This is a genomic window from Micrococcus sp. PSi08, from assembly GCF_054960655.1.
In genome coordinates, this window is the sequence record NZ_JBHNYP010000029.1 from 1 (window position 1) to 23,616 (window position 23,616).

Annotated in this window: 18 protein-coding genes; 7 read left to right on the forward strand and 11 right to left on the reverse strand. The window is 73.2% G+C overall.

The annotated features are described in order from the left end of the window. Positions 1–130: 130 nt before the first annotated feature. On the reverse strand, positions 131–1,765 hold the full coding sequence (gene putP, locus ACFI33_RS09985) for a sodium/proline symporter PutP (RefSeq protein WP_073115753.1): 1,635 nt from the start codon (positions 1,763–1,765) through the stop codon (positions 131–133). A 108-nt stretch (positions 1,766–1,873) separates the two neighbouring features. Between putP and hrpA the strand changes: the two genes are divergently transcribed. Further along, positions 1,874–5,977, forward strand: coding sequence for an ATP-dependent RNA helicase HrpA (gene hrpA, locus ACFI33_RS09990; protein WP_129866939.1), 4,104 nt, complete (start codon positions 1,874–1,876; stop codon positions 5,975–5,977). A 24-nt stretch (positions 5,978–6,001) separates the two neighbouring features. On the opposite strand, the gene ACFI33_RS09995 is transcribed toward hrpA, so the two are convergent. Both ACFI33_RS09995 and ACFI33_RS10000 read right to left on the reverse strand, forming a co-directional pair. Then, positions 6,002–6,430, reverse strand: coding sequence for an HIT family protein (locus ACFI33_RS09995; protein ID WP_036341403.1), 429 nt, complete (start codon positions 6,428–6,430; stop codon positions 6,002–6,004). A 45-nt stretch (positions 6,431–6,475) separates the two neighbouring features. Then, a complete protein-coding gene (locus tag ACFI33_RS10000) occupies positions 6,476–7,603 on the reverse strand; it encodes a sulfurtransferase (RefSeq protein ID WP_158184555.1) in 1,128 nt (375 codons plus the stop codon). Between the two features lie 111 nt (positions 7,604–7,714). On the opposite strand from ACFI33_RS10000, the gene ACFI33_RS10005 reads away from it, so the two are divergent. After that, positions 7,715–8,161, forward strand: coding sequence for a Fur family transcriptional regulator (locus ACFI33_RS10005; RefSeq protein ID WP_036337773.1), 447 nt, complete (start codon positions 7,715–7,717; stop codon positions 8,159–8,161). Positions 8,162–8,180: 19 nt separating this feature from the next. On the opposite strand, the gene ACFI33_RS10010 is transcribed toward ACFI33_RS10005, so the two are convergent. From ACFI33_RS10010 to guaB1, 6 genes are all read right to left on the reverse strand, one after another. Next, complete coding sequence (locus ACFI33_RS10010) at positions 8,181–8,999, reverse strand: metal ABC transporter ATP-binding protein (RefSeq protein ID WP_044659228.1); 819 nt, start codon at positions 8,997–8,999, stop codon at positions 8,181–8,183. Continuing rightward, a complete protein-coding gene (locus ACFI33_RS10015) occupies positions 8,996–9,895 on the reverse strand; it encodes a metal ABC transporter permease (RefSeq protein WP_044659229.1) in 900 nt (299 codons plus the stop codon). The genes ACFI33_RS10010 and ACFI33_RS10015 overlap by 4 nt, the downstream gene beginning before the upstream one ends. A gap of 2 nt (positions 9,896–9,897) precedes the next feature. After that, positions 9,898–10,905, reverse strand: coding sequence for a metal ABC transporter substrate-binding protein (locus tag ACFI33_RS10020; RefSeq protein WP_041104319.1), 1,008 nt, complete (start codon positions 10,903–10,905; stop codon positions 9,898–9,900). A 75-nt stretch (positions 10,906–10,980) separates the two neighbouring features. After that, positions 10,981–12,039, reverse strand: a complete 1,059-nt coding sequence (locus ACFI33_RS10025; protein WP_041104317.1) for a hemolysin family protein — start codon at positions 12,037–12,039, stop codon at positions 10,981–10,983. Then, positions 12,036–13,352 carry a hemolysin family protein gene (locus ACFI33_RS10030; RefSeq protein WP_336647001.1) on the reverse strand — a complete coding sequence of 439 codons (1,317 nt, stop codon included), beginning with the start codon at positions 13,350–13,352 and terminating at the stop codon, positions 12,036–12,038. The genes ACFI33_RS10025 and ACFI33_RS10030 overlap by 4 nt, the downstream gene beginning before the upstream one ends. A 184-nt stretch (positions 13,353–13,536) precedes the next feature. Beyond that, on the reverse strand, positions 13,537–15,018 hold the full coding sequence (guaB1, locus tag ACFI33_RS10035) for a GMP reductase (RefSeq protein ID WP_101965578.1): 1,482 nt from the start codon (positions 15,016–15,018) through the stop codon (positions 13,537–13,539). Positions 15,019–15,217: 199 nt separating this feature from the next. On the opposite strand from guaB1, the gene ACFI33_RS10040 reads away from it, so the two are divergent. From ACFI33_RS10040 to ACFI33_RS10050, 3 genes are all read left to right on the forward strand, one after another. Further along, positions 15,218–18,946, forward strand: a complete 3,729-nt coding sequence (locus tag ACFI33_RS10040; protein ID WP_462623979.1) for a multifunctional oxoglutarate decarboxylase/oxoglutarate dehydrogenase thiamine pyrophosphate-binding subunit/dihydrolipoyllysine-residue succinyltransferase subunit — start codon at positions 15,218–15,220, stop codon at positions 18,944–18,946. 76 nt (positions 18,947–19,022) lie between these two features. After that, positions 19,023–19,628, forward strand: a complete 606-nt coding sequence (locus tag ACFI33_RS10045; protein ID WP_004167659.1) for a GDSL-type esterase/lipase family protein — start codon at positions 19,023–19,025, stop codon at positions 19,626–19,628. A gap of 44 nt (positions 19,629–19,672) precedes the next feature. Then, positions 19,673–19,747, forward strand: coding sequence for a 50S ribosomal protein bL37 (locus ACFI33_RS10050; protein WP_095346645.1), 75 nt, complete (start codon positions 19,673–19,675; stop codon positions 19,745–19,747). Between the two features lie 136 nt (positions 19,748–19,883). Here the strand turns inward: ACFI33_RS10050 and rsrA are convergent, their stop codons facing one another. Together rsrA and ACFI33_RS10060 are read right to left on the reverse strand one after the other, a co-directional pair. Next, complete coding sequence (gene rsrA, locus ACFI33_RS10055; RefSeq protein ID WP_069941466.1) at positions 19,884–20,162, reverse strand: mycothiol system anti-sigma-R factor; 279 nt, start codon at positions 20,160–20,162, stop codon at positions 19,884–19,886. Continuing rightward, positions 20,159–20,875: a sigma-70 family RNA polymerase sigma factor gene (locus ACFI33_RS10060; protein ID WP_036314006.1), complete on the reverse strand. Its 717-nt coding sequence runs from the start codon at positions 20,873–20,875 to the stop codon at positions 20,159–20,161. The genes rsrA and ACFI33_RS10060 overlap by 4 nt, the downstream gene beginning before the upstream one ends. A 200-nt stretch (positions 20,876–21,075) precedes the next feature. On the opposite strand from ACFI33_RS10060, the gene aroA reads away from it, so the two are divergent. Then, positions 21,076–22,506, forward strand: coding sequence for a 3-phosphoshikimate 1-carboxyvinyltransferase (aroA, locus tag ACFI33_RS10065; RefSeq protein WP_336647003.1), 1,431 nt, complete (start codon positions 21,076–21,078; stop codon positions 22,504–22,506). Next, on the forward strand, positions 22,506–23,606 hold the full coding sequence (gene rsgA, locus ACFI33_RS10070; RefSeq protein ID WP_044659234.1) for a ribosome small subunit-dependent GTPase A: 1,101 nt from the start codon (positions 22,506–22,508) through the stop codon (positions 23,604–23,606). Before aroA ends, rsgA begins: the two co-directional genes overlap by 1 nt. Positions 23,607–23,616: the final 10 nt, after the last annotated feature.

Here is a 23,616-nt window from a genome sequence, read left to right on the forward strand (position 1 = left end):
ACTCTGTTCGTCGGGGCCCGCCCGCCCAGAGCGTGCGGTGGCAGACCCCCGGCCCGGTCCCGGACGCCGTCGAAGGCCGGCTCGAGGTGGTCGAGCACGGCCCTCGGCGGACGGATCGCGAGGAAGAGCCTCACGCCTGCGCGCGCGGATCCGCGGCGGCTGCGGTCGAGCCCCCGGCGGCGTCCCGCGTCATGGCGGCCGGGGCCACGTCCGGGTCCGGCTCGCGGCCGGCCACGATGTCGATCGCGCCGGTGAACTCGGCGTCGATCCGCCGCTGCACCCGGCGCGAGCGCTGGGTCACGAGGGACACCACCACACCCACCACGAAGGCGGCGACGAAGCCCGGCAGCAGCTCGTACAGGCCGAACCACTCCCACGTCTCGGCACTGGCCTCGGACCACACCCAGGCGACGGCGGCGCCGGTGACCATGGCGGCCATCGCCCCCCACGAGGTGAACCGCGGCCAGTACAGGGCGAGCAGGATCACAGGGCCGAAGGCGGCGCCGAAGCCGGCCCACGCGAAGGAGACGAGCTCGAGCACGGAGGAGTCCGGGTTGAGGGCGAGCAGCCCCGCCACGAGCGCCACCACCAGCACGCCGATGCGGCCGAGCCACAGGGTGAACGTCGGGGAACCGGTGCGCCCGCGCAGCATGTAGAGGTCCTCCACCAGGGCGGAGGAGCACACGATCAGCTGCGAGGAGAGCGTGGACATGATCGCGGCGAGGACGGCGGCCAGCACCAGGCCGGCCACGAACGGGTGGAACATGATCGAGGCAAGCACCAGGAACACGGTCTCCGGGTCCTCGAGCGTGGTGCCGGGGTTGGCCTGGAAGTAGGCGATGCCCACGAGGGCCACCATCACGGCACCGAACACGGACAGCGCCATCCAGCCGATGCCGACGCGCCGGGCGACGGCCGCGTCGTGCGGGGTGCGCAGGGCCATGAAGCGGACGATGATGTGCGGCTGGCCGAAGTAGCCCAGGCCCCAGGCGAGGGAGGACAGGACGCCGATCAGCGTTGCGTTCTCGAACATCGAGAAGTGGTTCACTCCGCCGCCGGCGGCGTCGGCGGCGCGGATGCCCTCGACGACGGCGTCCCAGCCGCCCATGGTCAGGATCACGACGATGGGGACGGCCAGCAGGGAGAGGAACATGAGGATGCCCTGGGCCACGTCCGTCAGCGAGGCGCCGAGGAAGCCGCCGAACAGGGTGTAGAGCACCGTGATGCCCGCGACCACGAGCATGCCGGTGAGGTAGTTGATGCTGATGCCCTGGGCGTAGAAGGAGTCGGGGCCGAAGGTGGACTCGACGAACTTGCCGCCGGCCACCATGCCCGAGGACACGTAGAAGGTGAAGAACACGAGGATGATCAGGCCGGCCACGATCCGCAGGATGTGCGTGCGGTCCTTGAATCGGTTCTCGAGGAAGGACGGGATCGTGATCGAGTTCCCGGCCACCTCGGTGTAGGAGCGCAGGCGGGGGGCGACCACGCGCCAGTTCACCCACGCGCCCACGGTCAGGCCGACCGCCATCCAGCCCTCGACCAGGCCCGCGGCGTAGATCGCGCCGGGCAGGCCCATCAGGAGCCAGCCGGACATGTCGGACGCACCCGCGGAGAGCGCCGCGACGGACGGCTTCATGTCGCGTCCTGCGAGCATGTAGTCGTCGAGGTCGGTGTTCTTGCGGGAGGCGTACAGGCCGATCGCGATCATCGCGAGGAAATAGAGGCCGATCGCCGCCAACAGGAAGACGGTGTTCGTGTCCATGGGCTCCAGAGAATCACATCCGGACTCTCAGCCCCAGTCCCAGGTCCGTCCCAGATTCGCCCCGTCCGGGTCGGCCCGGGCCCCCGCGCGCCTAGGATGGAGGCCGTCATGACGCAGACTCCCCCGCCCTCCACGCCCGCCGCGCAGCCGTCGGCGACGCCCCACGACGCCGTCGCGATCACGTTCCCCGAACACCTGCCGGTGGCGGAGCGCCGTGAGGAGATCATGGCCGCGATCCGCGACCACCAGGTGGTGATCGTCGCGGGTGAGACCGGCTCGGGCAAGACCACGCAGCTGCCGAAGATGTGCCTGGCCCTCGGGCTCGGGGAGGCCGGCTCGATCGGCCACACCCAGCCCCGGCGCATCGCCGCCCGCTCCGTGGCCGAACGCATCGCGCAGGAGCTGGGCGAGGAGATCGGGCAGACGGTCGGCTACCAGGTCCGCTTCACGGCGCAGACCTCGAAGGCCACCCGGGTCAAGGTCATGACGGACGGCATCCTGCTGGCCGAGATCCCCCACGACCCGCAGCTGCGCCGCTACTCCGTGATCATCGTGGACGAGGCCCACGAGCGCAGCCTCAACATCGACTTCCTCCTGGGCTACCTGCGCAACCTGCTGCCCCAGCGCCCGGACCTGAAGGTGATCATCACCTCGGCCACCATCGACCCGGAGCGCTTCGCCCGGCACTTCGGCCGGCCGCTGGCCGCGGGCGAGGACCATGCGGACGCGGTGGAGGCCGACGACGGCGGCCGCGTGGTCCCGGCGCCGATCATCGAGGTCTCGGGGCGCACCTACCCCGTCGAGATCCGCTACCGGCCGCTGACCGACGAGCCCTCCCCCGACGACCCCGAGGACGATGCGGACGACGCCGCCGAGACCCGCGACCCCCTCGACGCGATCGGCGACGCCGTCCTCGAGCTGGCCGCCGAGCCGCCGGGTGACATCCTCGTGTTCCTGCCGGGCGAGCGGGAGATCCGCGAGGCCGCGGACCACCTGACCGGCGTCGTCGCCGGCACCACGCGCCTGGCCGGCACGGAGATCCTGCCGCTGTTCGGCCGCCTGTCCATGGCGGAGCAGCACCGCGTGTTCGGCCGCGCCGGGGCCGGGGTGCGCCGGCGGATCGTGCTGGCCACGAACGTCGCCGAGACGTCCCTGACCGTGCCGGGCATCAAGTACGTGATCGACACGGGCACCGCGCGCATCTCGCGCTACTCGAACCGCACCAAGGTGCAGCGCCTGCCGATCGAGCGCGTCTCCCAGGCCAGCGCGAACCAGCGCGCGGGCCGGTCCGGCCGCACCTCGGACGGCATCGCGATCCGCCTGTACTCGGAGGAGGACTACCTCTCCCGCCCCGAGTTCACGGACCCGGAGATCCTGCGCACCTCCCTGGCCTCGGTGATCCTGCAGATGCTCTCCCTCGGCGTGGCCCGCACCCCGGGCGACGTCAAGGAGTTCCCCTTCGTCCAGCCGCCGGACGGCCGTCAGGTCACCGACGGCGCCACCACGCTCACCGAGCTCGGCGCGCTCGAGGCCGGCGGCGCCCGCGCGGGCACCATCACCCGGGTCGGACGCCGCCTGGCCCGCCTGCCCGTGGACCCGCGGCTGGGTCGCATGATCCTCGAGGCCGGTGAGCGCGGCTGCGTCCGGGAGGTCATGGTGATCGCCGCGGCCCTGACCATCCAGGACCCCCGCGAGCGCCCCACGGAGCAGCGTGAGGCCGCGGACGAGCTGCACCGCCGGTTCGCGGACGAGAACTCGGACTTCTCCGCGATCCTGAACCTGTGGGCGTACCTGCGCGAACGGCAGCAGGAGCTCTCCGGCTCCCAGTTCCGGAAGCTGTGCCGCCGTGAGCACATCAACTGGCTGCGCGTGCAGGAGTGGCAGGACCTGGTGCGCCAGCTGCGCCAGCTCGCCAAGGACGTGGGCCTCACCGTCGAGTCCGGACCCGTGGACCCGGTCGGCCGGCACGAGGCCGTGCACAAGTCCCTGCTCACCGGCCTGCTCTCGCAGATCGGCGCCTACGACGAGCGCCGTCGCGAGTACGTGGGCGCCCGCGGCACCCGCTTCGCCGTGTTCCCCGGCTCCGCCCTGTTCAAGAAGCGCCACCCGTTCGTCATGGCCGCCGAGCTCGTGGAGACCTCCCGGCTGTGGGCGCGCACGGTGGCCCGGATCGAGCCGGAGTGGGCCGAGGAGGTCGCCGGCCACCTCGTCAAGCGGACCTACAACGAGCCGCACTGGTCGCGGCGGGCGGGTTCCGTCGTCGCGCGCGAGAAGGTGACGCTGTTCGGCGTCACTCTGATCCCGGACCGCTCGGTCCGGTACGGCCGGATCGACCCGGAGCTCTCCCGCGAGCTGTTCATCCGGCACGCCCTCGTGGAGGGCGACTGGCGCACGCGTCACCGGTTCTTCGCCCGCAACCGGGCTGCGCTCGAGGAGGTCGACGCCCTCGAGACGCGCCTGCGCCGCCGCGACCTGCGGATCGGGGACGAGGACCTGTTCGCCTTCTACGACGCGCGGATCCCGGGAAACGTCGTCTCCGAGCGGCACTTCGACGCGTGGTGGAAGAAGGCGCGCCAGGAGCAGCCGGACCTGCTGGACCTCGACGTCGCCGCCCTGCTCACCGCCGACGCCGAGGACCTGGACACCGACGCGTTCCCCACCACGTTCGCGTATCCGATGCCCGGCGGCGACGTGGAGCTCGACCTCGAGTACACGTTCGACCCGACCGGCGCGGCCGGCACCGACGGCGTGACCGTGGCCGTGCCGATCCTGCTGCTCAACCAGGTCTCCCCCGACCCCTTCGCGTGGCTGGTCCCCGGCCTGCGGGTCGAGCTCGTCACCGCCCTCATCAAGGCGTTGCCCAAGGCGGTGCGCAAGAACCTCGTGCCCGCCCCGGACGTGGCCCAGCAGCTCGTGGCGGACCTCGAGGCCCATGCCGACCCGCTGCGGGACGAGCTGCCGGACGCGCTGTCCGCGGCCGTGCGCCGGGTGCGCGGCGTGGTGGTGGAGCCCGGACTGTGGGCCCCGGACGCGGTGCCCCTGCACCTGCGGATGGACTACCGCGTCGTGGACGCCCGCGGCGCCGTGATGGGCGCCGGCCAGGACCTGCCCGCGCTGCAGGCCCGGCTCGCGCAGGCCAACCGCTCCGCGATCGCCGCCCGGCTCGCCGGCACCGACGACCCCGCCTCGGCCCTGCCGGGGCCGCGCGGCACGGGCCGCGGCGGCCGTGCCCAGGCCGACGCGCGGGCCGGGGCCGAGGGACGCCGTCGCCCGGAGGGCCCCGGGCGGTCCGGCGCGACGCCGGCCTTCGAGGAGCGGCACGGGCTGACCTCGTGGAGCATCGGCACGGTGCCGAAGACCGTCTCCACCGCGGCCGGGGCGCGCGGCCCCGCCATCACGGGCTACCCGAGCCTGGTGCCCGAGACCACGCCCGACGGCGGCCCCGCGGCCGGCCTGACCGTGGCCCGGTCCGCGGAGGACCAGGCGGCCTGGCACCGGGCCGGGGTGATCCGGCTGCTGCTGGCCACCCTGCCCAGCCCACAGCGCTACGTGCTGGACCACCTGGACAACAGGGAGAAGCTCACCTTCACCCAGAACCCGCACGGCTCGGTGGACTCCCTCGTCGCGGACTGCACCCAGGCCGCCGTGGACCGTCTCGTCGGGGACGAGCTGCCGTTCGACGAGGCCGCGTTCCGCGCCCTGTTCGACCGGGTGCGGGCCGACCTGATCGACACGGTCTTCGCCGTCACGTCCCTGGTGGAGCAGGTGCTCTCCCGGGCCGCGCAGGTGCGACGCCGGCTCAAGGACTCGGTCTCGCTCGCCCTCGCACCGGCGCTGTCGGACGTGAAGGCACACCTCGAGCAGCTCGTGTTCCCCGGCTTCGTGGCCGCCACGGGCTGGGAGCGGCTGCAGCACCTGCCGCGCTACCTGCAGGGCATGCTGACGCGCCTGGACCGGCTGGACGCCGGGGGCCACCTGCAGCGCGACGGGCAGCACATGGCGGTGGTGCAGGGGCTCGAGGACGAGTTCGACGCCGCCGTCGCGGCCCATCGCGCCCGGTTCGCGGGCACGCCCGTCCCCGCGGAGCTGGAGCGGGTGCGCTGGCTCATCGAGGAGCTGCGCGTCTCGTTCTTCGCCCAGGAGCTGGGCACGGCGGTCTCGGTCTCCGAGAAGCGGGTGCGTCAGGCGCTCGCCCGTGCCACGCGCGCCTGAGCCGGGTCCGGGCGGCGCGGGCCGTCAGTCCTGCGGGACGACCTCGCCGTGGCCCAGGTCCCGCAGGGCCGCGCGGAGGCGGGCGGCGGCGTCGTCCAGGTCCGCCGGATCGGGGGCGTTGTCCACGCGGGCCAGGTCGAAGTCGGCGAGCGAGGTGGAGGGCCACACGTGCACGTGCAGGTGCGGGATCTCGTAGCCGGCGATCATGAGCCCGGCCCGGCGCGCGGAGAACGCCGCCACCTGCGCCTTGCCGATCTGCTGGGCGACGGTCGTCAGGTGCGTGACCAGCGCCGGGTCGACCTCCACCCATTCGTCCACCTCCTCACGGGGCACCACGAGCGTGTGCCCCGGCTGGAGCGGTGCGGCGGACAGGAACGCGACGCACGTCGGGTCCTGCCACACGAAGCGGGCGGGCAGCTCGCCGGCGACGATCCTGCTGAAGACGGTGGCCATGGGGGGTCCTCCTGAGGGGTCGGCGGGGCGGGGCCCCGGGGCTCGTCACTCCCGGCCGGACGCGCCGTAGGGCTCGGGGCCGACCGCGACGGCGTTGGACGGGTCCTGGACCCATGCTGACCACGAACCCGGGTAGAGCGCCACTCCGGGTCGCCCCGCGACGGCCAGGGTGAGCACGGCGTGCGCCGCGGTGATGCCCGAGCCGCAGTACACGGCCACGGGAGTGGCGTCGTCCACGCCGACGGCGTCGAACCGCTCCGCCAGCTCTGCGGCGGGCCGCAGGCGGCCGTCCTCGGCGATGCTCTCCGCCGTGGGCACGTTCCGCGCCCCGGGGATGTGCCCGGCCACGGGGTCGAAGGGCTCGACCTCCCCGCGGTAGCGTTCGGCCGCCCGCGCGTCGAGGAGCAGACCGCCGGAGGCCATCGCCTCGGCGCCGGCCGTGTCCACGACGGGCATGCGGCCCCACGACGGCCGGGCGGTGCCGGGCACCGGGATGACCTCACCGGGCTGCAGGGGCAGGCCCGCGGCGCGCCACGCCTCGAGGCCGCCGTCCAGGAGCACGGAGTCCCGCAGCCCCGCGTGGCGCAGCAGCCACCAGGCGCGCGCGGCGGACAGGCCGTGGTCGTCGTCGTAGACCACGATGGTGTCGCCCTCGTCGATCCCCCACATCCGCACGGTCTCCGCGAACTGGCGCGCGTCCGGCAGGGGGTGGCGCCCCGCCGCCGGACCGGCGTGGCCGGCGAGCTGGCTGGGCAGGGAGACGTAGACGGCGCCGGGCAGATGGCCCTGGAGATAGGCGGCGTGGTCCGGCCCGCCCCCCGTGGCCCGGAACCGGACGTCGAGCAGGATCACCCGGTTCGGGCGGCATCGGCCCGGCTGGGCGTAGGCCGGGCCCCCGGGCACCGGCGGCAGGTCCTCGACGGGGGCCAGGCCGAGCCAGCCGGCCAGCACGTCCACCGTCACCAGGGTGGGCGGCTCGGCGGCCTCAGGGTCGACGCCGTCGATGTCCGCGTCCGGGTCGCCGCCGGCGTCATGGGACGAGGACGGGGCCGCCGTGGGCGCCGGGACCACGCGGCCCTGCCCCTCGTCGACGACGATCAGCGGGTCGGGTCGATCGGGGGCGGCGCCGTCGCGGTCCGGGACAGGGGATGGGTCCGGGCTCTCGCTGTGCACCCGGACACCCTACTCCACGCCCCATTCGGCGCCGCTGATAACCTGGAGGATGGCCCGCGCGGACCTGTTCCGGACCGCGCGGAGGAGGCGGCAGCCGCCGCAGAAGGAGTCGTGAGCACCGTGAGCGCCCCCCAGCCCAGCCCCCGGGCCGCCCGTCCCCGGGCGACCCGGCAGAAGGCCGCCGTCGACCGAGCCCTGGACCGCATCCCGGACTTCGTGAGCGCGCAGGAGCTCCATGCCCGCCTCCAGGACCAGGGCGAACGCGTCTCGCTGGCCACCGTGTACCGGACCCTGCAGCAGCAGCTCGACGACGGCCTCGTGGACATGCTCCGCCGCGACGACGGCGAGACCGTGTACCGCCGGTGCGAGGACGAGGGCCACCATCACCACCTGGTGTGCCGGATCTGCTGGACCACCGTCGAGGTCACCGCCCCCCACGTCGAGGCGTGGGCCACCGCCGTCGCCGCGGAGCACGGCTTCACGGACGCGGACCACACGGTGGAGATCACCGGCGTCTGTGCCCGCTGCCGGGCCGAGGGGCGCACCCGCGCGGCCTGACCCCGGGGCCGGGCCCCGGTCAGTGGCGGATGCCGCCCGCGGGGTCGTCCAGGAAGTCCGCCGGGTCCTCGACTGCCTTGGAGGGCCCGTGCAGGGCGCCCCGGCCGTAGGCGATGTCCAGGTTCTCGACCGTGAGCACGTTCCGCGGCGGGCCGGAGGCCACGACACGCCCGCCCATCAGGACCACATGGTCCGCCTCCGCAGCCTCGTCGAGATCGTGGGTCGTGTAGACCACGGACACCCCGCGCGTCGGCTCCTCGTGGAGGAGGTCGTCGATCGTGCGGGCGGAGACGATGTCGAGGCCCGTCATCGGCTCGTCGAGCAGCAGCACGTCGTGGTCCTGGGCGAGGCCCTGGGCCACGTAGGCGCGCTGGCGCTGGCCGCCGGAGAGCTGGTCGAGGTGCCGCCGCGCCAGGTCCGCGACCTGCATGCGCTCCATGGCGGCCCGCACGATGTCCCGGTCCTGCTTCCGGAACGGGCGGAACCACCCGAGCGTGGGGTACCGGCCCATCCCGACGACGTCGCGCACCGTCACCGGCACTCCCTGGGGCACGCCGATGGACTGCATCACGAAGGAGGTGCGCTGCGAGCGCCGCCGCGGGTTCTCGCCGAGCACCTCCAGCGCACCGGAGGCCGGGTCGCTCAGGCCCGCCAGGGCGGTCAGCAGCGTGGACTTGCCGGAGCCGTTGGGCCCGATCACCGCGATCAGCCGCCGGGCCGGCAGGGTGAAGTCGGAGGGCCGGACGGCCACGTGCGAGCCGTGGCGCAGTTCGAGCGCCCGGGCGACCGCGAGGGGAGGCGTGGCCGCCGCGGCGCCCGCGGGGAAGGACGCGTTCATCGGGCGACCTCCGCTCCGGGCAGGGCCACGACCGGCGTCTCCTGCTCACGCTGCGCGCGCGAGCGCACGTGCCGGCCCAGGAGCGCCAGCACGGCGGCGCGGACGGCGAGCACGACGAAGAACAGCAGGATCGGCATGAGCGCCATGGTGGCCGAACCCGCCGTGCCCAGCCGGTAGCTGAGGGTGAGCCCGGTGACGACGCACGCCGCGCCGATCACGACGGAGACGAGCATCATCTGGGGGACGCTGCGCGTCAGCAGCGCCGCCGTCGCGGGCGGTCCCACGAGGAGGCCGAACACGAGCACCGTGCCCACCGCCTGGAACGAACCGATCACGGCCGCGCCGATCATCACCAGCAGCAGCGTGTGCGTCAGCCCCGGTCGCATGCCCAGCGAGCGCGCCTTGACCTCGGAGAAGCTCAGTGCCAGCAGGGGCCGGTAGAGCAGCAGGGCCAGGGCGATCACCACGACGGCGATGACCGCCTGGGTCACGATGCCGTCCACGCTGACCCCCAGCACATCGCCGAACAGGATCGACGTGAGCGATCCCGTGTAGGAGTCCGACTTGGAGATGATCACCACGCCCAGGGCCATCATCCCCACGAAGAGCAGGCCGATGGCGGTGTCCTCCTTGAGGGTGGTGGCCCGGTGCACCAGCGAGATGCCCGCCATCATGACGACGGCGGCCACCGCCGCACCGAGGTGGGGGCTGCCACCGGTGACGACCGCCAGGGCGATGCCCGGCAGGACACCGTGCACGAACGCGTCCCCGAAGAAGCTCATCCCGCGCAGCACCAGCCACGTGCCCACGACCGAGCACATCACCACGGCGATGAGTCCGCCGACGAGGGCGCGCTGCTGGAATCCCATCTGGAAGGACTCGAGCAGCCAGTCCATCCTCAGCCCTCCAGCGCGTCGGCGAGGGTGCGGGCGTTGAGGAGCATGGCCTCGGCGTAGTCCGCCTCCGGGGTGTCCTTCGGGCCGACGCCGCCCTCGTAGACCTCGATGACCGGCAGGTCGCCGGCCTCCTCGGCCACGGTGTCCACGAGGCTGTTGCGCGCGCCCACGGACGTGATCACGGCGTCTGCGCCGCCGTCGCGGATGGACCGGGCGAGCTCGGCGATCTCCTGGGAGGAGGGCTCGCCGTCGGTGGAGCCGCCCGGGACGACGACGCCGGACACGGTGAAGTCGTAGGCCTCGCTGAAGTAGCCGTAGGCGTCGTGGTCCGTGACCAGCGTGCGGCGGTCCTCCGGGACCCCGGCGAGGATCTCCCGGACCTGCGTGTCCGTCTGCTCGAGCTCCCCGCGCACGGTCGCGCCGCACTCGGCGAACCTCTCGTCACCCCGCTCCTGGGCGAGCGTGTCGCCCATCAGCTCGGCGGCCCTCGCCATGCGGGCGACGTCCATCCAGACGTGCGGGTCCTCGGACCCGTGGTCATGGCCCTCGTGGCCCGCCCCCTCCTCGGCGTGGTCATGGCCGCCGAAGGGCAGCGGATCCAGCTGGGGCGCCACCTCGACGACGGTCGCGCCGTCCGCCTCGGCGTTGGCGAGGGCGGACTCCATGCCGCCCTCGAGGCCGAGGCCGTTGGAGAACACGAGGCCGGAGGAGACCATGTCCTTCACCTGCGCGGACGAGGCGGAGAAGTCGTGCGGATCATCCCCCGGGCCCATCACCGTGACGCTGCGGGCGTCGGCGCACGCGACCACGCGGTCGAGCACGGAGCCGAGCTGCGTCGTCGTGGCGACGGCCACGGGCGCGCCCGCGGCCGAGCCGGACCCGGCGGCAGCAGAGGCGCCCGCGGCCTGCTCGCCCGCGGAGTCGCCGCTGGTCCCGCCGCACGCGGCGAGGCTCAGGGTGAGCGCGGTGAGGGCCCCGGTCAGGGCGGGCAGACGACGGCGGCGGAGCATGGGGCGACCTCGTTCGTGTCGGGAGGATGTGTGAAATCGGTTCTCAACAGTAGCACCGCGCCGCCCGCGCGACGCTCACGCGGGCCGGAACCGACGTGGCGACTGCGTCACGTCGTTGATCTCCCCGACGAGCTCCTCGAGCACGTCCTCGAGGAAGAGGATGCCCGCGGTCTCGCCCTCGGGCGTGATGACCCGGGCGAGGTGGGAGCCCGTGCGCTGCATGAGCGCGAGTGCGTCCTCGACCTCGTCCTCGAGCCGCACGTTGGCCAGCGAGCGCACGCGCGTGAGCGGGATCGGCTCGTCGTGTCCCGACGGGCCCACGGTGAGGACGTCCTTCAGGTGCAGGTAGCCGGTGTAGCCGCCGTCGGGGTCCTCGACCACGAACCGGGAGAAGCCCACGCGGCCCACGGTCCACTCGAAGTCGTGCGGCGTGATCCCCTCGGGGACGGTGACGACCCGCTCGAGCGGCACCATCACGTCCCCGGCCCGGTGGTCCGAGAACTCGAGGGCCGAGTGCAGCACGCCGGACTCGTCCTCCAGGGTGCCCGAGCGGGTGGACTCGGCCACGATCGACTGCACCTCCTCGAGCGTGTAGGAGGAGGCCACCTCGTCCTTCGGCTCGATGCGCAGGGCGTGCAGCACGAGGTTGGCCGTCCAGTTCAGCGCGGCCACGACGGGATGCAGCAGCTTCGAGAGCCACACGAGCGGCTGGGCCAGCAGCATCACGGCGCGGTCCGCGAACGAGACGGCGGCGTTCTTGGGCACCATCTCGCCCAGGGTCACGTGCAGGAAGGTGACCACCAGCAGCGCGAGCACGAAGGCGGTCACGTCCGCCGCCGCGGACGGGACCCCGAGGGCGGCCATCGGGACGACGAGCAGGTGGTGCAGCGCCGGCTCGGACACGTTGAGGATGAGCAGGGAGCACACCGTGATGCCGAGCTGGCAGACGGCCAGCATCTGGGAGACGTGCTCCATCGCGTAGAGCGCCACCTGGGCCTGGCGGGAGCCGGCCTCGGCCCGCGGCTCGATCTGCGCCCGGCGGGCGCCCATGACGGCGAACTCGCCCGCCACGAAGAAGGCGTTGGCGGCCAACAGGACCACCAGCCACAGCAGTCCGACGACGTCCCCGTTCATGCGCGCGTCTCCTCGTCCTCAGCGGCCGGGTCGAAGCGCACGCGCTCGATGCGGCGGCCGTCCATCCGCTCGACCGTCAGGGTGCCGCCGTCCACGTCCACCACGTCCCCGACCTCCGCCAGGCGCCCCAGTCGGGCCAGGATGTACCCGCCGACGGTCTCGTAGGCCCCGTCCTCCGGCACCACGAGGGCCGGGATCTGGGTCCGCACCTCGTCGGGCCGCAGCTCCGCCGGGAAGTACCAGCGGCCGGAGGCCGTCTGGAGGACCCCCGGGGTGACGCGGTCGTGCTCGTCCGCGACCTCGCCGACGATCTCCTCCACCACGTCCTCGAGCGTGACCACCCCTGCGGTGCCCCCGTACTCGTCCACGACGACGGCCATCTGCAGGTTCGCGTCGCGCAGCTCGGCCAGCAGCTGGTCCAGGTGCACGGTCTCCGGCACGCGGATGACCTCCGTCATCAGCGCACCGGCCTCGAGGTCGGCGCGGCGCTCCCGCGGCACGGCCACGACCTTCTTCACGTGCACCACGCCGCGGATGTCGTCCGAGGAGTCGCCGATCACGGGGAACCGCGAGTAGCCGGTGCTGCGGGCCAGGTCCAGGACCTCGGGCAGAGCCTGGTCCTCCCTCACCGTCTCCACGCGGATGCGCGGGGTCATCACGTCCGCGGCGGTGCGGTCCGCGAAGCGCAGCGTCCGGTCCAGGAACGTGGCGGTCTGCGCGTCGAGCGTGCCCAGCTGGGCCGAGCGGCGGACCAGCGAGGAGAGCTCCTCGGGGCTGCGGGCGCCGGAGATCTCCTCCTTGGCCTCGATGCCCACGCGGGCCAGCACGCCGTTGGAGAACCCGTTCAGGACCAGGATCGCCGGCTTGAACACCGTGCTGAACACGAGCTGGGGCCGGGCGAGTGCGCGGCCGATCGCCATGGGCTCGGCGATGGACAGGTTCTTGGGGATCAGCTCGCCGAGGAGCATCGAGAGCAGGGTCGCCACGACCATCGCGACGACGAGCGAGACGGTGCCCACCACGCCGGCCGGCAGCCCCACCTGGAGCAGCAGCGGGTCGATGAGCCGGCTGATCGCCGGGTCCATCACGTAGCCGGTGAGCAGTGTGGTCAGAGTGATGCCCAGCTGGCACGCGGAGAGCTGGGTCGAGAGTGACTTGAGACAGCGCAGCAGGGGCTCGGCGCCGCGGTCACCCGCGTCCACCATGCGCTGCACGGTGGGCACGTCGATCGCGATCATGGCGAACTCGACGGCCACGAAGAACCCGGTGCCCACGATCAGGGCCAGGCCGAGGATCAGCAGGAGCCACTCCACCCGACCTCACCCCCTCGACGGCGGGCCGGGCGGCGGTGCGGGGCACCGGGACTGGAAGGCTCCGATCCGGCCGCGTCCGCGTGGGCGGACGAGCGGTCTGGCACACAGGTGTCAGGGTGATCCATAGTCCGCCCAGTATAGGGGCGTCAGGCCCCGGCGGAACGAGCAGGGGCATGCGGCCGCCTCACCACGACGAGGCGACCGGCCGGCCCTCCTCGTAGCCCGCCGCGGACTGCAGGCCGACGACGGCGCGCTCACGGAACTCCGCCAGGTCGTGGGCGCCGGCGTAGGTCAGCGACGAGCGCACACCGGACGTGATGGTGTCCAGCAGGTCCTCCACCGAGGGGCGGCGCGGGTCCACGTACATGCGCGAGGAGGAGATGCCCTCCTCGAACATCGCCTTGCGGGCCTTGGTGAAGGCGTCCTCGTGGCGGGTGCGGTGCTGGACCGCGCGGGCCGAGGCCATGCCGAAGCTCTCCTTGTACCGCCGACCGTCCGGACCGTGCACGAGGTCGCCCGGAGACTCGAGCGTCCCCGCGAACCACGAGCCGATCATCACCGAGCTGGCTCCGGCGGCCAGCGCGAGCGCCACGTCCCGCGGGTGCTTCACCCCGCCGTCCGCCCACACGCGTGCCCCGAGCTCGCGGGCCGCGGCGGCGCACTCCAGGACCGCCGAGAACTGGGGCCGGCCCACCGCGGTCTGCATGCGCGTGGTGCACATCGCGCCCGGTCCCACGCCCACCTTGACGATGTCCGCGCCGGCCGCGACCAGGTCCCGGACGCCGTCGCCGGAGACGACGTTGCCGGCCACCACGGGCACGCCGGGGTCGAGGGCCCGCACCGCAGCGAGCGCGTCCAGCATGGTCCGCTGATGACCGTGCGCCGTGTCCACGACGAGCACGTCGACGCCGGCCTCGACCAGGACGGCGGCCTTCTCCCCCACCGCCCCGTTGATGCCGACGGCGGCGCCGACGCGGAGCCGTCCGTCGTCGTCGAGACCGGGCGTGAACAGGGACGAGCGCAGCAGGCCCGCCGCGGTGACGACCCCGCGCAGCACGGGGGCGGCGGTCCCCACCGCCGGGTCCACGACGGGGGCCATCTCCTGGCGCGCGGCGTGGAGGCGCTCGAAGGCCGCCTGCAGCGCCTCCTTGCTCGGGGCCCCGTCCGTGCCGCCGAGCTCGGCGAGCGTGAGGGTCACCGCCGGAGGGTGCATGACGGAGGCGGCCGAGGCGAAGCGGTCCACGCCCTCGCAGTCCTGGGGGCGGACCACGCCGAGCAGCCCGCCGTGGGCGTCCACCACGCAGACGGCCCCGTGGTTGCGGCGGTCCACGAGGTGGAGCAGGTCCAGCACCGTGTCCTGCGGCCCGACGGTCAGGGCGGTGTCCGCCACGGGGTGGGCCACCTTCACCCGACGCACGACGTCCCGGATCACGTCCGCCGGGATGTCCTGCGGCAGGATCCCGAGACCGCCGCGCCGGGCCATGGTCTCGACCATCCGGCGCCCGGTGACGGCGGTCATGTTGGCGGAGACCAGGGGGATGGTGGCGCCCGTGCCGTCATCCGGGGCGATGTCCACGTCCATGCGACTGGCGACGTCCGAGTGCGAGGGCACGAGGAAGACGTCGTTGTACGTCAGGTCGACGGCCGGGTCGGTGAGGAAGCGCATGGCGTCAGTCTCCCAGACGAGGCGGACGCCGAGGGGCCCCGCGCGTCCGCCGGGAGCGGAGTCGAGACGAGGCCGCGGCATTCCGACCGGGGGCGTCGAAGAACTATGATGTCTCGAGGCGTTCCCGGCCCCACGCGCGCCGCGCGGGTGGCCCGGCGCAGCACATCGCATCCCAAGGCTCAGGAAGAGGCGTTACACAGTGCCAGAACTCACGTCGGACCGGCTCGCACAGGAGTTCCCGGGGAACGAACGGCTGGTGGCCGAGATCTACCGGAAGTACCGCGAGGACTCCGGTTCCGTGGACCGGCAGTGGGCACAGATCTTCGCCCGTCTCGAGGCCAGCGCCCCCGCCGCCGAGGCCGAGCCGAAGGCCGCCGCCAAGGCCGAGCCGAAGGCCGCCGCCAAGACCGAGCCGAAGACCGCCGCCCGGGCCGAGCCGAAGGCGGCGACCGCCCCGGCCCGGGGTGCGCAGCCCAAGGAGACCTCGGTCAGCACCGGCCCCAAGCCCAAGAAGACCCCGGCGGCCCAGGCCGTGCCCTCCGAGCCCGCCGACACCGCCACCACCACCGCGGACGAGAAGCAGGAGAAGGCCACCGTCCTCAAGGGCATGGCCAAGGCCGTGGCCACGAACATGGACGCCTCCCTATCCGTGCCCACCGCCACCACCGTGCGCGACCTGCCGGCCAAGGTGCTGATCGACAACCGCGTGGTCATCAACAGCCACCTGGCCCGCACCCGCGGCGGCAAGGTCTCCTTCACCCACCTCATCGGCTACGCCGTGGTCCGCGCGCTCGCGGCCATGCCCTCGATGAACGTGACCTACGAGGAGCGCGACGGCAAGCCCACCATGGTGGAGCCGGCCCACGTGAACTTCGGCCTGGCCATCGACCTGCCCCGCCCGGACGGCACCCGCGCGCTCGTGGTCCCCAACGTCAAGGCCGCCGAGACCCTCGACTTCCGCGGCTTCTGGAAGGCGTACGACGACCTCGTCCAGCGCGCCCGCAAGAACAAGCTGACGATGGACGACTACGCCGGCACCACGGTCTCCCTGACCAACCCGGGCGGTATCGGCACCGTGCACTCGGTGCCCCGCCTGTCCCAGGGCCAGGCCGCCATCATCGGCGTCGGCGCGCTGACCTATCCGGCCGCCTTCCAGGGCGCCGCCGAGTCCACGCTGCACGACCTGGCGATCTCCAAGACGATCACCCTCACCTCCACGTACGACCACCGCGTGATCCAGGGTGCCGGCTCGGGCGAGTTCCTGAAGATCGTGCACGGCCTCCTGCTGGGCGAGGACGGCTTCTACGACGAGGTCTTCCACTCCCTGCGCATCCCCTACGAGCCCGTCCGCTGGGCCCAGGACGTGCAGGTGAACCCGGAGGAGCAGGTCGGCAAGGTCGCCCGCATCCAGCAGCTCATCCACGCCTACCGGGACCGCGGCCACCTGCTGGCCAACGTGGACCCGCTCGAGTACTCGATGGCCTACCACCCGGACCTCGACATCCGCGAGCACGGGCTCACCCTGTGGGACCTGGACCGTCAGTGGCCCACCGGCGGCTTCGGCGGGGCGAGCAGCCTGACCCTGCGCAAGATCCTCGGCGTGCTGCGTGACGCGTACTGCCGCACCATCGGCGTCGAGTACATGCACATCCAGGACCCGGCCGAGCGCGCCTGGTTCCAGGAGAAGCTCGAGCAGCCGTACGCCAAGCCCACCCGCGAGGAGCAGCTGCGCATCCTGGGCCGCCTCAACGCCGCGGAGGCGTTCGAGACGTTCCTGCAGACCAAGTACATCGGCCAGAAGCGCTTCTCCCTGGAGGGCGGCGAGTCCCTCATCCCGCTGCTGGACGGCATCCTCGGCGACGCCGCCGACGCCGGACTGGACGAGGTCGCCATCGGCATGGCGCACCGCGGTCGCCTGAACGTGCTCACCAACATCGCCGGCAAGACCTACAGCCAGGTCTTCCGCGAGTTCGAGGGGGCCACCCCGGGCGGCGCCTCGGGCTCGGGCGACGTGAAGTACCACATGGGCACCGAGGGCACCTTCGTGTCCGACGCCGGCAACAGCACCCGCGTGTACCTCGCCGCCAACCCCTCGCACCTGGAGGCCGTGAACCCGGTCCTCGAGGGCGTCGTGCGTGCCAAGCAGGACCGCCTCGATCTGGGCGGCCAGCGCCCGGACTCCTTCTCCGTTCTGCCGATCCTGGTGCACGGCGACGCGGCCTTCGCCGGCCAGGGCGTCGTGACCGAGGTCCTGCAGCTCTCGCAGCTGCCCGGCTACCGCACCGGCGGCACGATCCACGTGATCGTGAACAACCAGGTGGGCTTCACCACGCCGCCGACCCAGGCGCGCTCCGCGGTGTACTCCACCGACGTGGCCAAGACCATCCAGGCCCCGATCTTCCACGTCAACGGCGACGAGCCGGAGTCCGTGGTGCACGTGGCCCAGCTCGCCTTCGAGTACCGCCAGCGGTTCAACAAGGACGTCGTCATCGACCTCGTCTGCTACCGCCGCCGCGGCCACAACGAGGGCGACGACCCGTCGATGACGCAGCCGCGCATGTACAACCTCATCGAGCAGAAGCGCTCCACCCGCAAGCTGTACGTCGAGTCCCTCGTGGGCCGCGGCGACATCACGCAGGAGGAGGCGGACAGCGCCCTGAAGGACTACCAGCAGCAGCTGGAGCGGGTCTTCGCGGAGACCCACGAGGACGCGCCCGCCTCCGGCGGGGAGGGCCTCCGCCCGGCCGAGGACCGGGACGCGGCCCCGGAGGCGCCGGCGTCCACGGCCATCTCGGCCGAGACGCTGCGGGCCATCGGGCAGGCGCACATCGACGTGCCCGAGGGCTTTACGGTCCACCCCAAGCTCGCGGCCCTGCTCGAGCGCCGCGCCAAGATGGCCGTCGACGGCGGCATCGACTGGGGCTTCGCCGAGCTGGCGGCCTTCGGCTCGCTGCTCATGGAGGGCGTGCCGGTCCGCCTGGCGGGCCAGGACTCCCAGCGCGGCACCTTCACGCAGCGCCACTCGGTGTTCCACGACCGGATCACCGGCGACACGTGGGCGCCGCTGAGGCACCTCTCCGAGGACCAGGCGAAGTTCTGGGTCTACAACTCGCTGCTGTCCGAGTACGCCGCCCTCGGCTTCGAGTACGGCTACTCCGTGGAGCGCTCCGACGCCCTCGTGCTGTGGGAGGCCCAGTTCGGCGACTTCGTGAACGGCGCGCAGACGATCATCGACGAGTTCATCTCCTCGGCCGATCAGAAGTGGTCGCAGACCTCGTCCGTGGTCCTGCTCCTCCCCCACGGCTACGAGGGACAGGGGCCGGACCACTCCTCCGCCCGCATCGAGCGCTTCCTGCAGATGTGCGCCGAGGACAACATGCGCGTGGTCAACCCCTCCACGGGCGCGAACCACTTCCACCTGCTGCGCGAGCACGCCTACGCCCGCCCGCGTCGGCCCCTCATCGTGTTCACCCCGAAGCAGCTGCTGCGCCTCAAGGCCGCCGCGAACTCGGTGGAGGACTTCACCGAGGGCGGCTTCCAGCCGGTCATCCCGGACGCCGGGGTGGACGCCAAGGACGTCACGCGCGTGGTGCTGGTCTCCGGCCGGCTGTACTACGACCTGCTCGCCCGCCGCGAGAAGTCCGGTGACACGTCCACCGCGATCGTGCGGGTGGAGCAGCTCTACCCGCTGCCGCTCGACGAGATCCGCAAGGCGCTCCGCGCCTACCCGGTCGCCGACGTCACCTGGGTGCAGGACGAGCCCGCGAACCAGGGCCCGTGGCCGTTCATGGCACTGAACCTCGTGCCGCAGCTCGACGGCCCCGTGACCCTCGTGTCCCGCCCGGCCTCGGCCGCGACCTCCGCGGGCACCAAGGGCCGCCACGACCAGGAGCTCAGCACGCTGCTGGACGCCGCCTTCGGCCGCTGACCCGGACCGACCCTGCGCCGCCGCCGCACCCTCCGGTGCGGCGGCGGCGCCGGATCGGCCGACGAAAGGACACACTGTGCACAACCGCCGGATCCGGATCGCCGCCGTCGGCGACCAGCTGCTGGCCGGTGCGGGCGACGCCCGCGCCATCGGCTGGTGGGGCCGCGTGCTCGCCCGCACCCAGGCCCCCGACGTGGAGCTGGAGAACTACGTGCTGGCCGTGCCGCACGAGACCACCGAGGACCTCAACGAGCGCTGGTGGGGCGAGGCCTCGCGGCGCTTCTCCGAGGAGACGGAGAACCGCCTCGTCGTGGCCCTGTCCGACGCGGACCTGGACCTGGAGGCCACCTCGACCGCCCGTTCGCGGCTGAACCTGGCCAACGTCCTGGACACCGCCTCGCAGCGGAACATCCCGGTGCTCGTGGTGGGCCCCACGCCCACCCTGGACGAGCAGCGCAATGCCCGGCTCGCCGAGCTCAACGCCGCCTACCTGGATGTGGCCGACCGGCGCAACCACGTGTACGTGGACACGTTCACCCCGCTGGTGGGCCACGAGCAGTGGCGCTCGGACCTCGCCTCCGGCCAGGGCCGGCCGGGCCAGGCGGGCCACGGGCTCATCGCGTGGCTCGTGCTGCACCGGGGCTGGTACCAGTGGCTCGGTCTGCCCGAGCCCACGGCCTGATGTGACAGAATGGACCACCGACCGACTCGTTGAAGGGAGACGTCATGAGCAAGCGTGCACGCAAGCGTCGCGACCGCCGCAGGAACGGCGCCAACCACGGCAAGCGTCCCAACGCCTGATCCGCTGATCGGCGTCGCGGACCGGCCGGGTGCCACCCGGCGACCGCAGACCACGAAGGGCCGTCCCCTCAGGGGACGGCCCTTCGTCATCGTCGGGGCGCCCGATCGGGTGCCCACGGGTCCGCATGTCGCGGTGTCAGCCCCAGGTGACGGTCGTCATCGGGGTCTGGGTGATGCGGGTCATGATGGTGGCCCGCAGCTGCGCGGGCGCCTTCTCCTGGCAGCACCGACGCACCGCCGAGCGGATGAGCTCCTCGAGCTCCTTCTGGTGTCGGCAGTCCGGACAGTCCGCCACGTGGGCGCGCACCTGCTCGATGTCCTCGGGCGTCAGGGCGCCGTCCAGGTACTGGTACAGCCGCTCCAGGGAGGCGTCCTGGGCGTCGCGGCACTCATGGCCGTGCTGGTCCGCGGTCATCGCGTGGCCTCCTTCGTGCTCGTCTCGGTCTGCTTCGTGCCGCCGCGCCCGGTCTTCTTCTTCGGCTGGGCCTTGATGCCGCGCGCGGCCGCGTAGTCCGCGAGGCGCTCGCGCAGCTGCTTGCGGCCGCGGTGCAGCCGCGACATGACGGTGCCGATCGGCACGTCGAGGATCTCGGCGATCTCCTTGTAGGCGAAGCCCTCCACGTCCGCGAAGTAGACGGCGAGCCGGAACTCCTCCGGGATCGCCTGCAGGGCGTCCTTCACCTGGGAGTCGGGCAGCCGGTCGAGGGCCTCCGTCTCGGCCGAGCGCAGGCCACCGGAGGTGTGCTCGGCGGCCCGGGCCATCTGCCAGTCCTCCACCTCAGGGTTGTCCGCCTCGAGGGGCTGGCGCTGCCGCTTGCGGTAGAGGTTGATGTACGTGTTCGTGAGGATCCGGTAGAGCCAGGCCTTGAGGTTGGTGCCGGGCCGGTACTGGTGGAACGAGGAGTAGGCCTTCGTGTACGCCTCCTGGACCAGGTCCTCGGCGTCCTGCGGGTTGCGCGTCATGCGCAGCGCAGCGGAGTACAACTGGTCCACGAACTCGAGGGCGTCACGCTCGAACCGGGCACGGCGCTGCTGTTCGGACTCGGCGGCGACGTCGATGTCGGCGCGGTCGTGCTCGGGGGCGTCCTCGGGCCGGGCGAATTCCGGCCGGCTGTTGTCAGTGCTCATCGCGGGCCAGTCTACGGTCCGGGAGGGATGCGTCAGCAGGGCGGCGCTCATGCGGGGCTCCTCTCCGGCTGCGGTCCGCGGCGAGCGGGACCGGTGCGCCGACACGGGTACGGGGTCGTCCAGTGGAGCGCCAGGAGCGTTCCAGGTATTCCCCCGCGACAGGCCGACCCCGGCCGACAGCCGCCGGATAGGCTGGTCCGGTGACCCGCCCCACGCGTGCCGCCGCGCACTCCCCCGCCCCCCGTCCCGACGCCGCCGAGACCTGGCCCGCGCCCGTGGCGCGCGGCCCGGTGCGCGGAGAGGTGCGGCTGCCGGGATCGAAGTCGCTGACGAACCGGCATCTCGTGCTCGCCGCGCTCGCCGACGGTCCGTGCGTCCTGCACGGCGTCCTCGAGTCGCGGGACACGGCATTGATGCGCACGGCGCTCACAGCGCTCGGGGCCCGGTTCGAGCCCCTGTCCGACGGCGGACTGCGGGTGCATCCGATGCCGGTCGGCGAGCCGCTGGCCGGGGATGTCGCCGTGGACTGCGGACTGGCGGGGACGGTCATGCGCTTCGTCCCGTTCGTCGCCGCGCTGCGGCCCGGCCGGGTCCGCTTCGACGGCGACGCCGGCGCGCGCCTGCGCCCGATGGCCCCGGTCCTGGACGCGCTGCGCCAGCTCGGGGTGGCCGTCAACGAGGAGGGCGAGCCCGGTCGCCTGCCCTTCACGATGACGACCCGCGCGGACGCGGCCACGGTGGCCCCCGACGGCGACGTGCCGGAGGTCGCGGTCGACGCCTCCGGCTCCTCCCAGTTCCTGTCCGCCGCGCTGCTGGCGGCCGCGGGGATGCCGCGCGGCCTCCGGCTGCGGCACACCGGGCAGACCGTGCCGAGTCCGGAGCACGTCGCGATGACCGTCGGGGTGCTGCGCGCGCTCGAGGTGGACGTCGCCGAGACGGGTCCCGGGGCGTGGACCGTGGCCCCGGGGCGCATCCCGGCACACGAGGCGACCGTCGAGCCGGACCTGTCCAACGCAGGCCCCTTCCTGGCCGCCGCCGTGGCCACGGGCGGCTCCGTGACGGTGCCGGACTGGCCCACCCGCACGACGCAGATCGGCGACCGCTGGCGGCGGATCCTGCCGCAGTTCGGGGCGAGCGTGGCCCTCACGGTCGACCGCACGGACCGCTCCCGCGGCCGGCTCACGGTGACGGGGGCGGTCCACGACGACGGCGCGCCCCGCATCACCGGCGCCGGTGAGATCGCGGACACGGCCGAGCTCGCCCCCACCGCGGCCGCGCTCGCCCTGCTGGCCTCCGGGCCCACCCGCCTGACGGGGATCGGCCATCTGCGGGGCCATGAGACGGACCGGCTCGCCGCGCTCACCGCCGAGGCCGCCCACCTGGGGATCACCGTGGACGAGGACGAGACGTCGCTCGGCTTCCCGGGGACGGACGCGTCGGGGCCGCTGTCGCCCGCCGCCCTCGAGACCTACCACGACCACCGGATGGCGACCTTCGCCGCCGTCGTCGGCCTGCGCGTCCCGGGGACCGGCATCGTGGACGTGGCGACCACCGCGAAGACGATGCCGGACTTCCCCGCACTGTGGACCGCGCTCGTGGCACCCGGCGATGCGGCCGAGGAGGCCCGCTGATGGCCCGGCGCCTCGATCCCTCCGCGTGGGACGAGTCCGATGTCCGGGTGCGCCCGTCCAAACGCGGCACCCGCCCGCGCACCAAGGAGCGGCCCAAGCACGAGGATGCGCAGGTCGGCATGGTCACCACGGTGGACCGCGGCCGGTACGCCGTGGTGCTGCCGGATCGCCTGGACGAGCGGATCACGGCGATGCGCGCCCGCGAGCTGCGCCGCACGCCGATCGCCACGGGCGACCGGGTGGCCGTCGTCGGGGACCTCTCCGGGGACGAGGGCACGCTCGCACGCATCGTCCGTGTCGAGGAGCGCAGCACGGTCCTGCGCCGGTCGGCGGACGACTCGGACGAGGTCGAGCGGGTGGTGGTGGCCAACGCCGACCTGCTGGTGATCATGGTGGCCGCGGCCAATCCGGAGCCCCGGACCGGCTTCATCGACCGCGCCCTGGTCGCCTGCTACGACGCCGGCATCCACCCGGTGCTGCTCATCACGAAGACCGACCTGCGTGATCCGGCCGCGCTGGTGGCGCACTACGAGGCCCTGGACCTGGAGGTGATGACCTCCGGTGCGGCGACCTTCGAGGCCGAGACCGGGGACACCGCCCTGGACGCCTCGCTCGTGGCCCGGGTGGCCGAGCGGCTGATCGGGCACACGAGCGCGTTCGTGGGGCCCTCCGGCGTCGGCAAGTCCACGCTGCTGAACGCGCTCACCGGCGCGGAACGGGCCACCGGCCACGTCAACGCCGTCACCGGCCGGGGCCGGCACACCTCCTCGTCCGCGCTCGCACTGCCGCTGACGGGCGACGACGGCGCCCCCCTGCCGGACACCTGGGTGGTGGACACCCCCGGCATCCGGTCCTTCGGGCTGGGCTGGGTCGAGCCGGACCGCGTGGTGGAGGCGTTCGACGACCTCGCCGGCGGGCTGGCGGACTGCCCGCGCGGCTGCACCCACACCGCCGACTCCCCCGGCTGCGGCCTGGACGCATGGGTGGCCGCGGGCCACGCCGGCCCCTCGGGAGCGGCACGCCTGGCCTCGCTGCGGCGTCTGCTCGGCAACCGGCTGGCCCCCTCGGGGGCGGAGGACGCGGCGTCGTCCGAGGACTGAGGCGGCCCGC

Bases quoted from the DNA above. Each gene is read 5' to 3' on its own strand.
- putP (WP_073115753.1), bottom strand. From the start codon at position 1,765: ATGGACACGAACACCGTCTTCCTGTTGGCGGCGATCGGCCTCTATTTC.
- hrpA (WP_129866939.1), top strand. From the start codon at position 1,874: ATGACGCAGACTCCCCCGCCCTCCACGCCCGCCGCGCAGCCGTCGGCG.
- ACFI33_RS09995 (WP_036341403.1), bottom strand. From the start codon at position 6,430: ATGGCCACCGTCTTCAGCAGGATCGTCGCCGGCGAGCTGCCCGCCCGC.
- ACFI33_RS10010 (WP_044659228.1), bottom strand. From the start codon at position 8,999: ATGAACGCGTCCTTCCCCGCGGGCGCCGCGGCGGCCACGCCTCCCCTC.
- ACFI33_RS10015 (WP_044659229.1), bottom strand. From the start codon at position 9,895: ATGGACTGGCTGCTCGAGTCCTTCCAGATGGGATTCCAGCAGCGCGCC.
- ACFI33_RS10020 (WP_041104319.1), bottom strand. From the start codon at position 10,905: ATGCTCCGCCGCCGTCGTCTGCCCGCCCTGACCGGGGCCCTCACCGCG.
- ACFI33_RS10025 (WP_041104317.1), bottom strand. From the start codon at position 12,039: ATGAACGGGGACGTCGTCGGACTGCTGTGGCTGGTGGTCCTGTTGGCC.
- guaB1 (WP_101965578.1), bottom strand. From the start codon at position 15,018: ATGCGCTTCCTCACCGACCCGGCCGTCGACCTGACGTACAACGACGTC.
- rsrA (WP_069941466.1), bottom strand. From the start codon at position 20,162: ATGACCGCGGACCAGCACGGCCATGAGTGCCGCGACGCCCAGGACGCC.
- ACFI33_RS10060 (WP_036314006.1), bottom strand. From the start codon at position 20,875: ATGAGCACTGACAACAGCCGGCCGGAATTCGCCCGGCCCGAGGACGCC.
- rsgA (WP_044659234.1), top strand. From the start codon at position 22,506: ATGGCCCGGCGCCTCGATCCCTCCGCGTGGGACGAGTCCGATGTCCGG.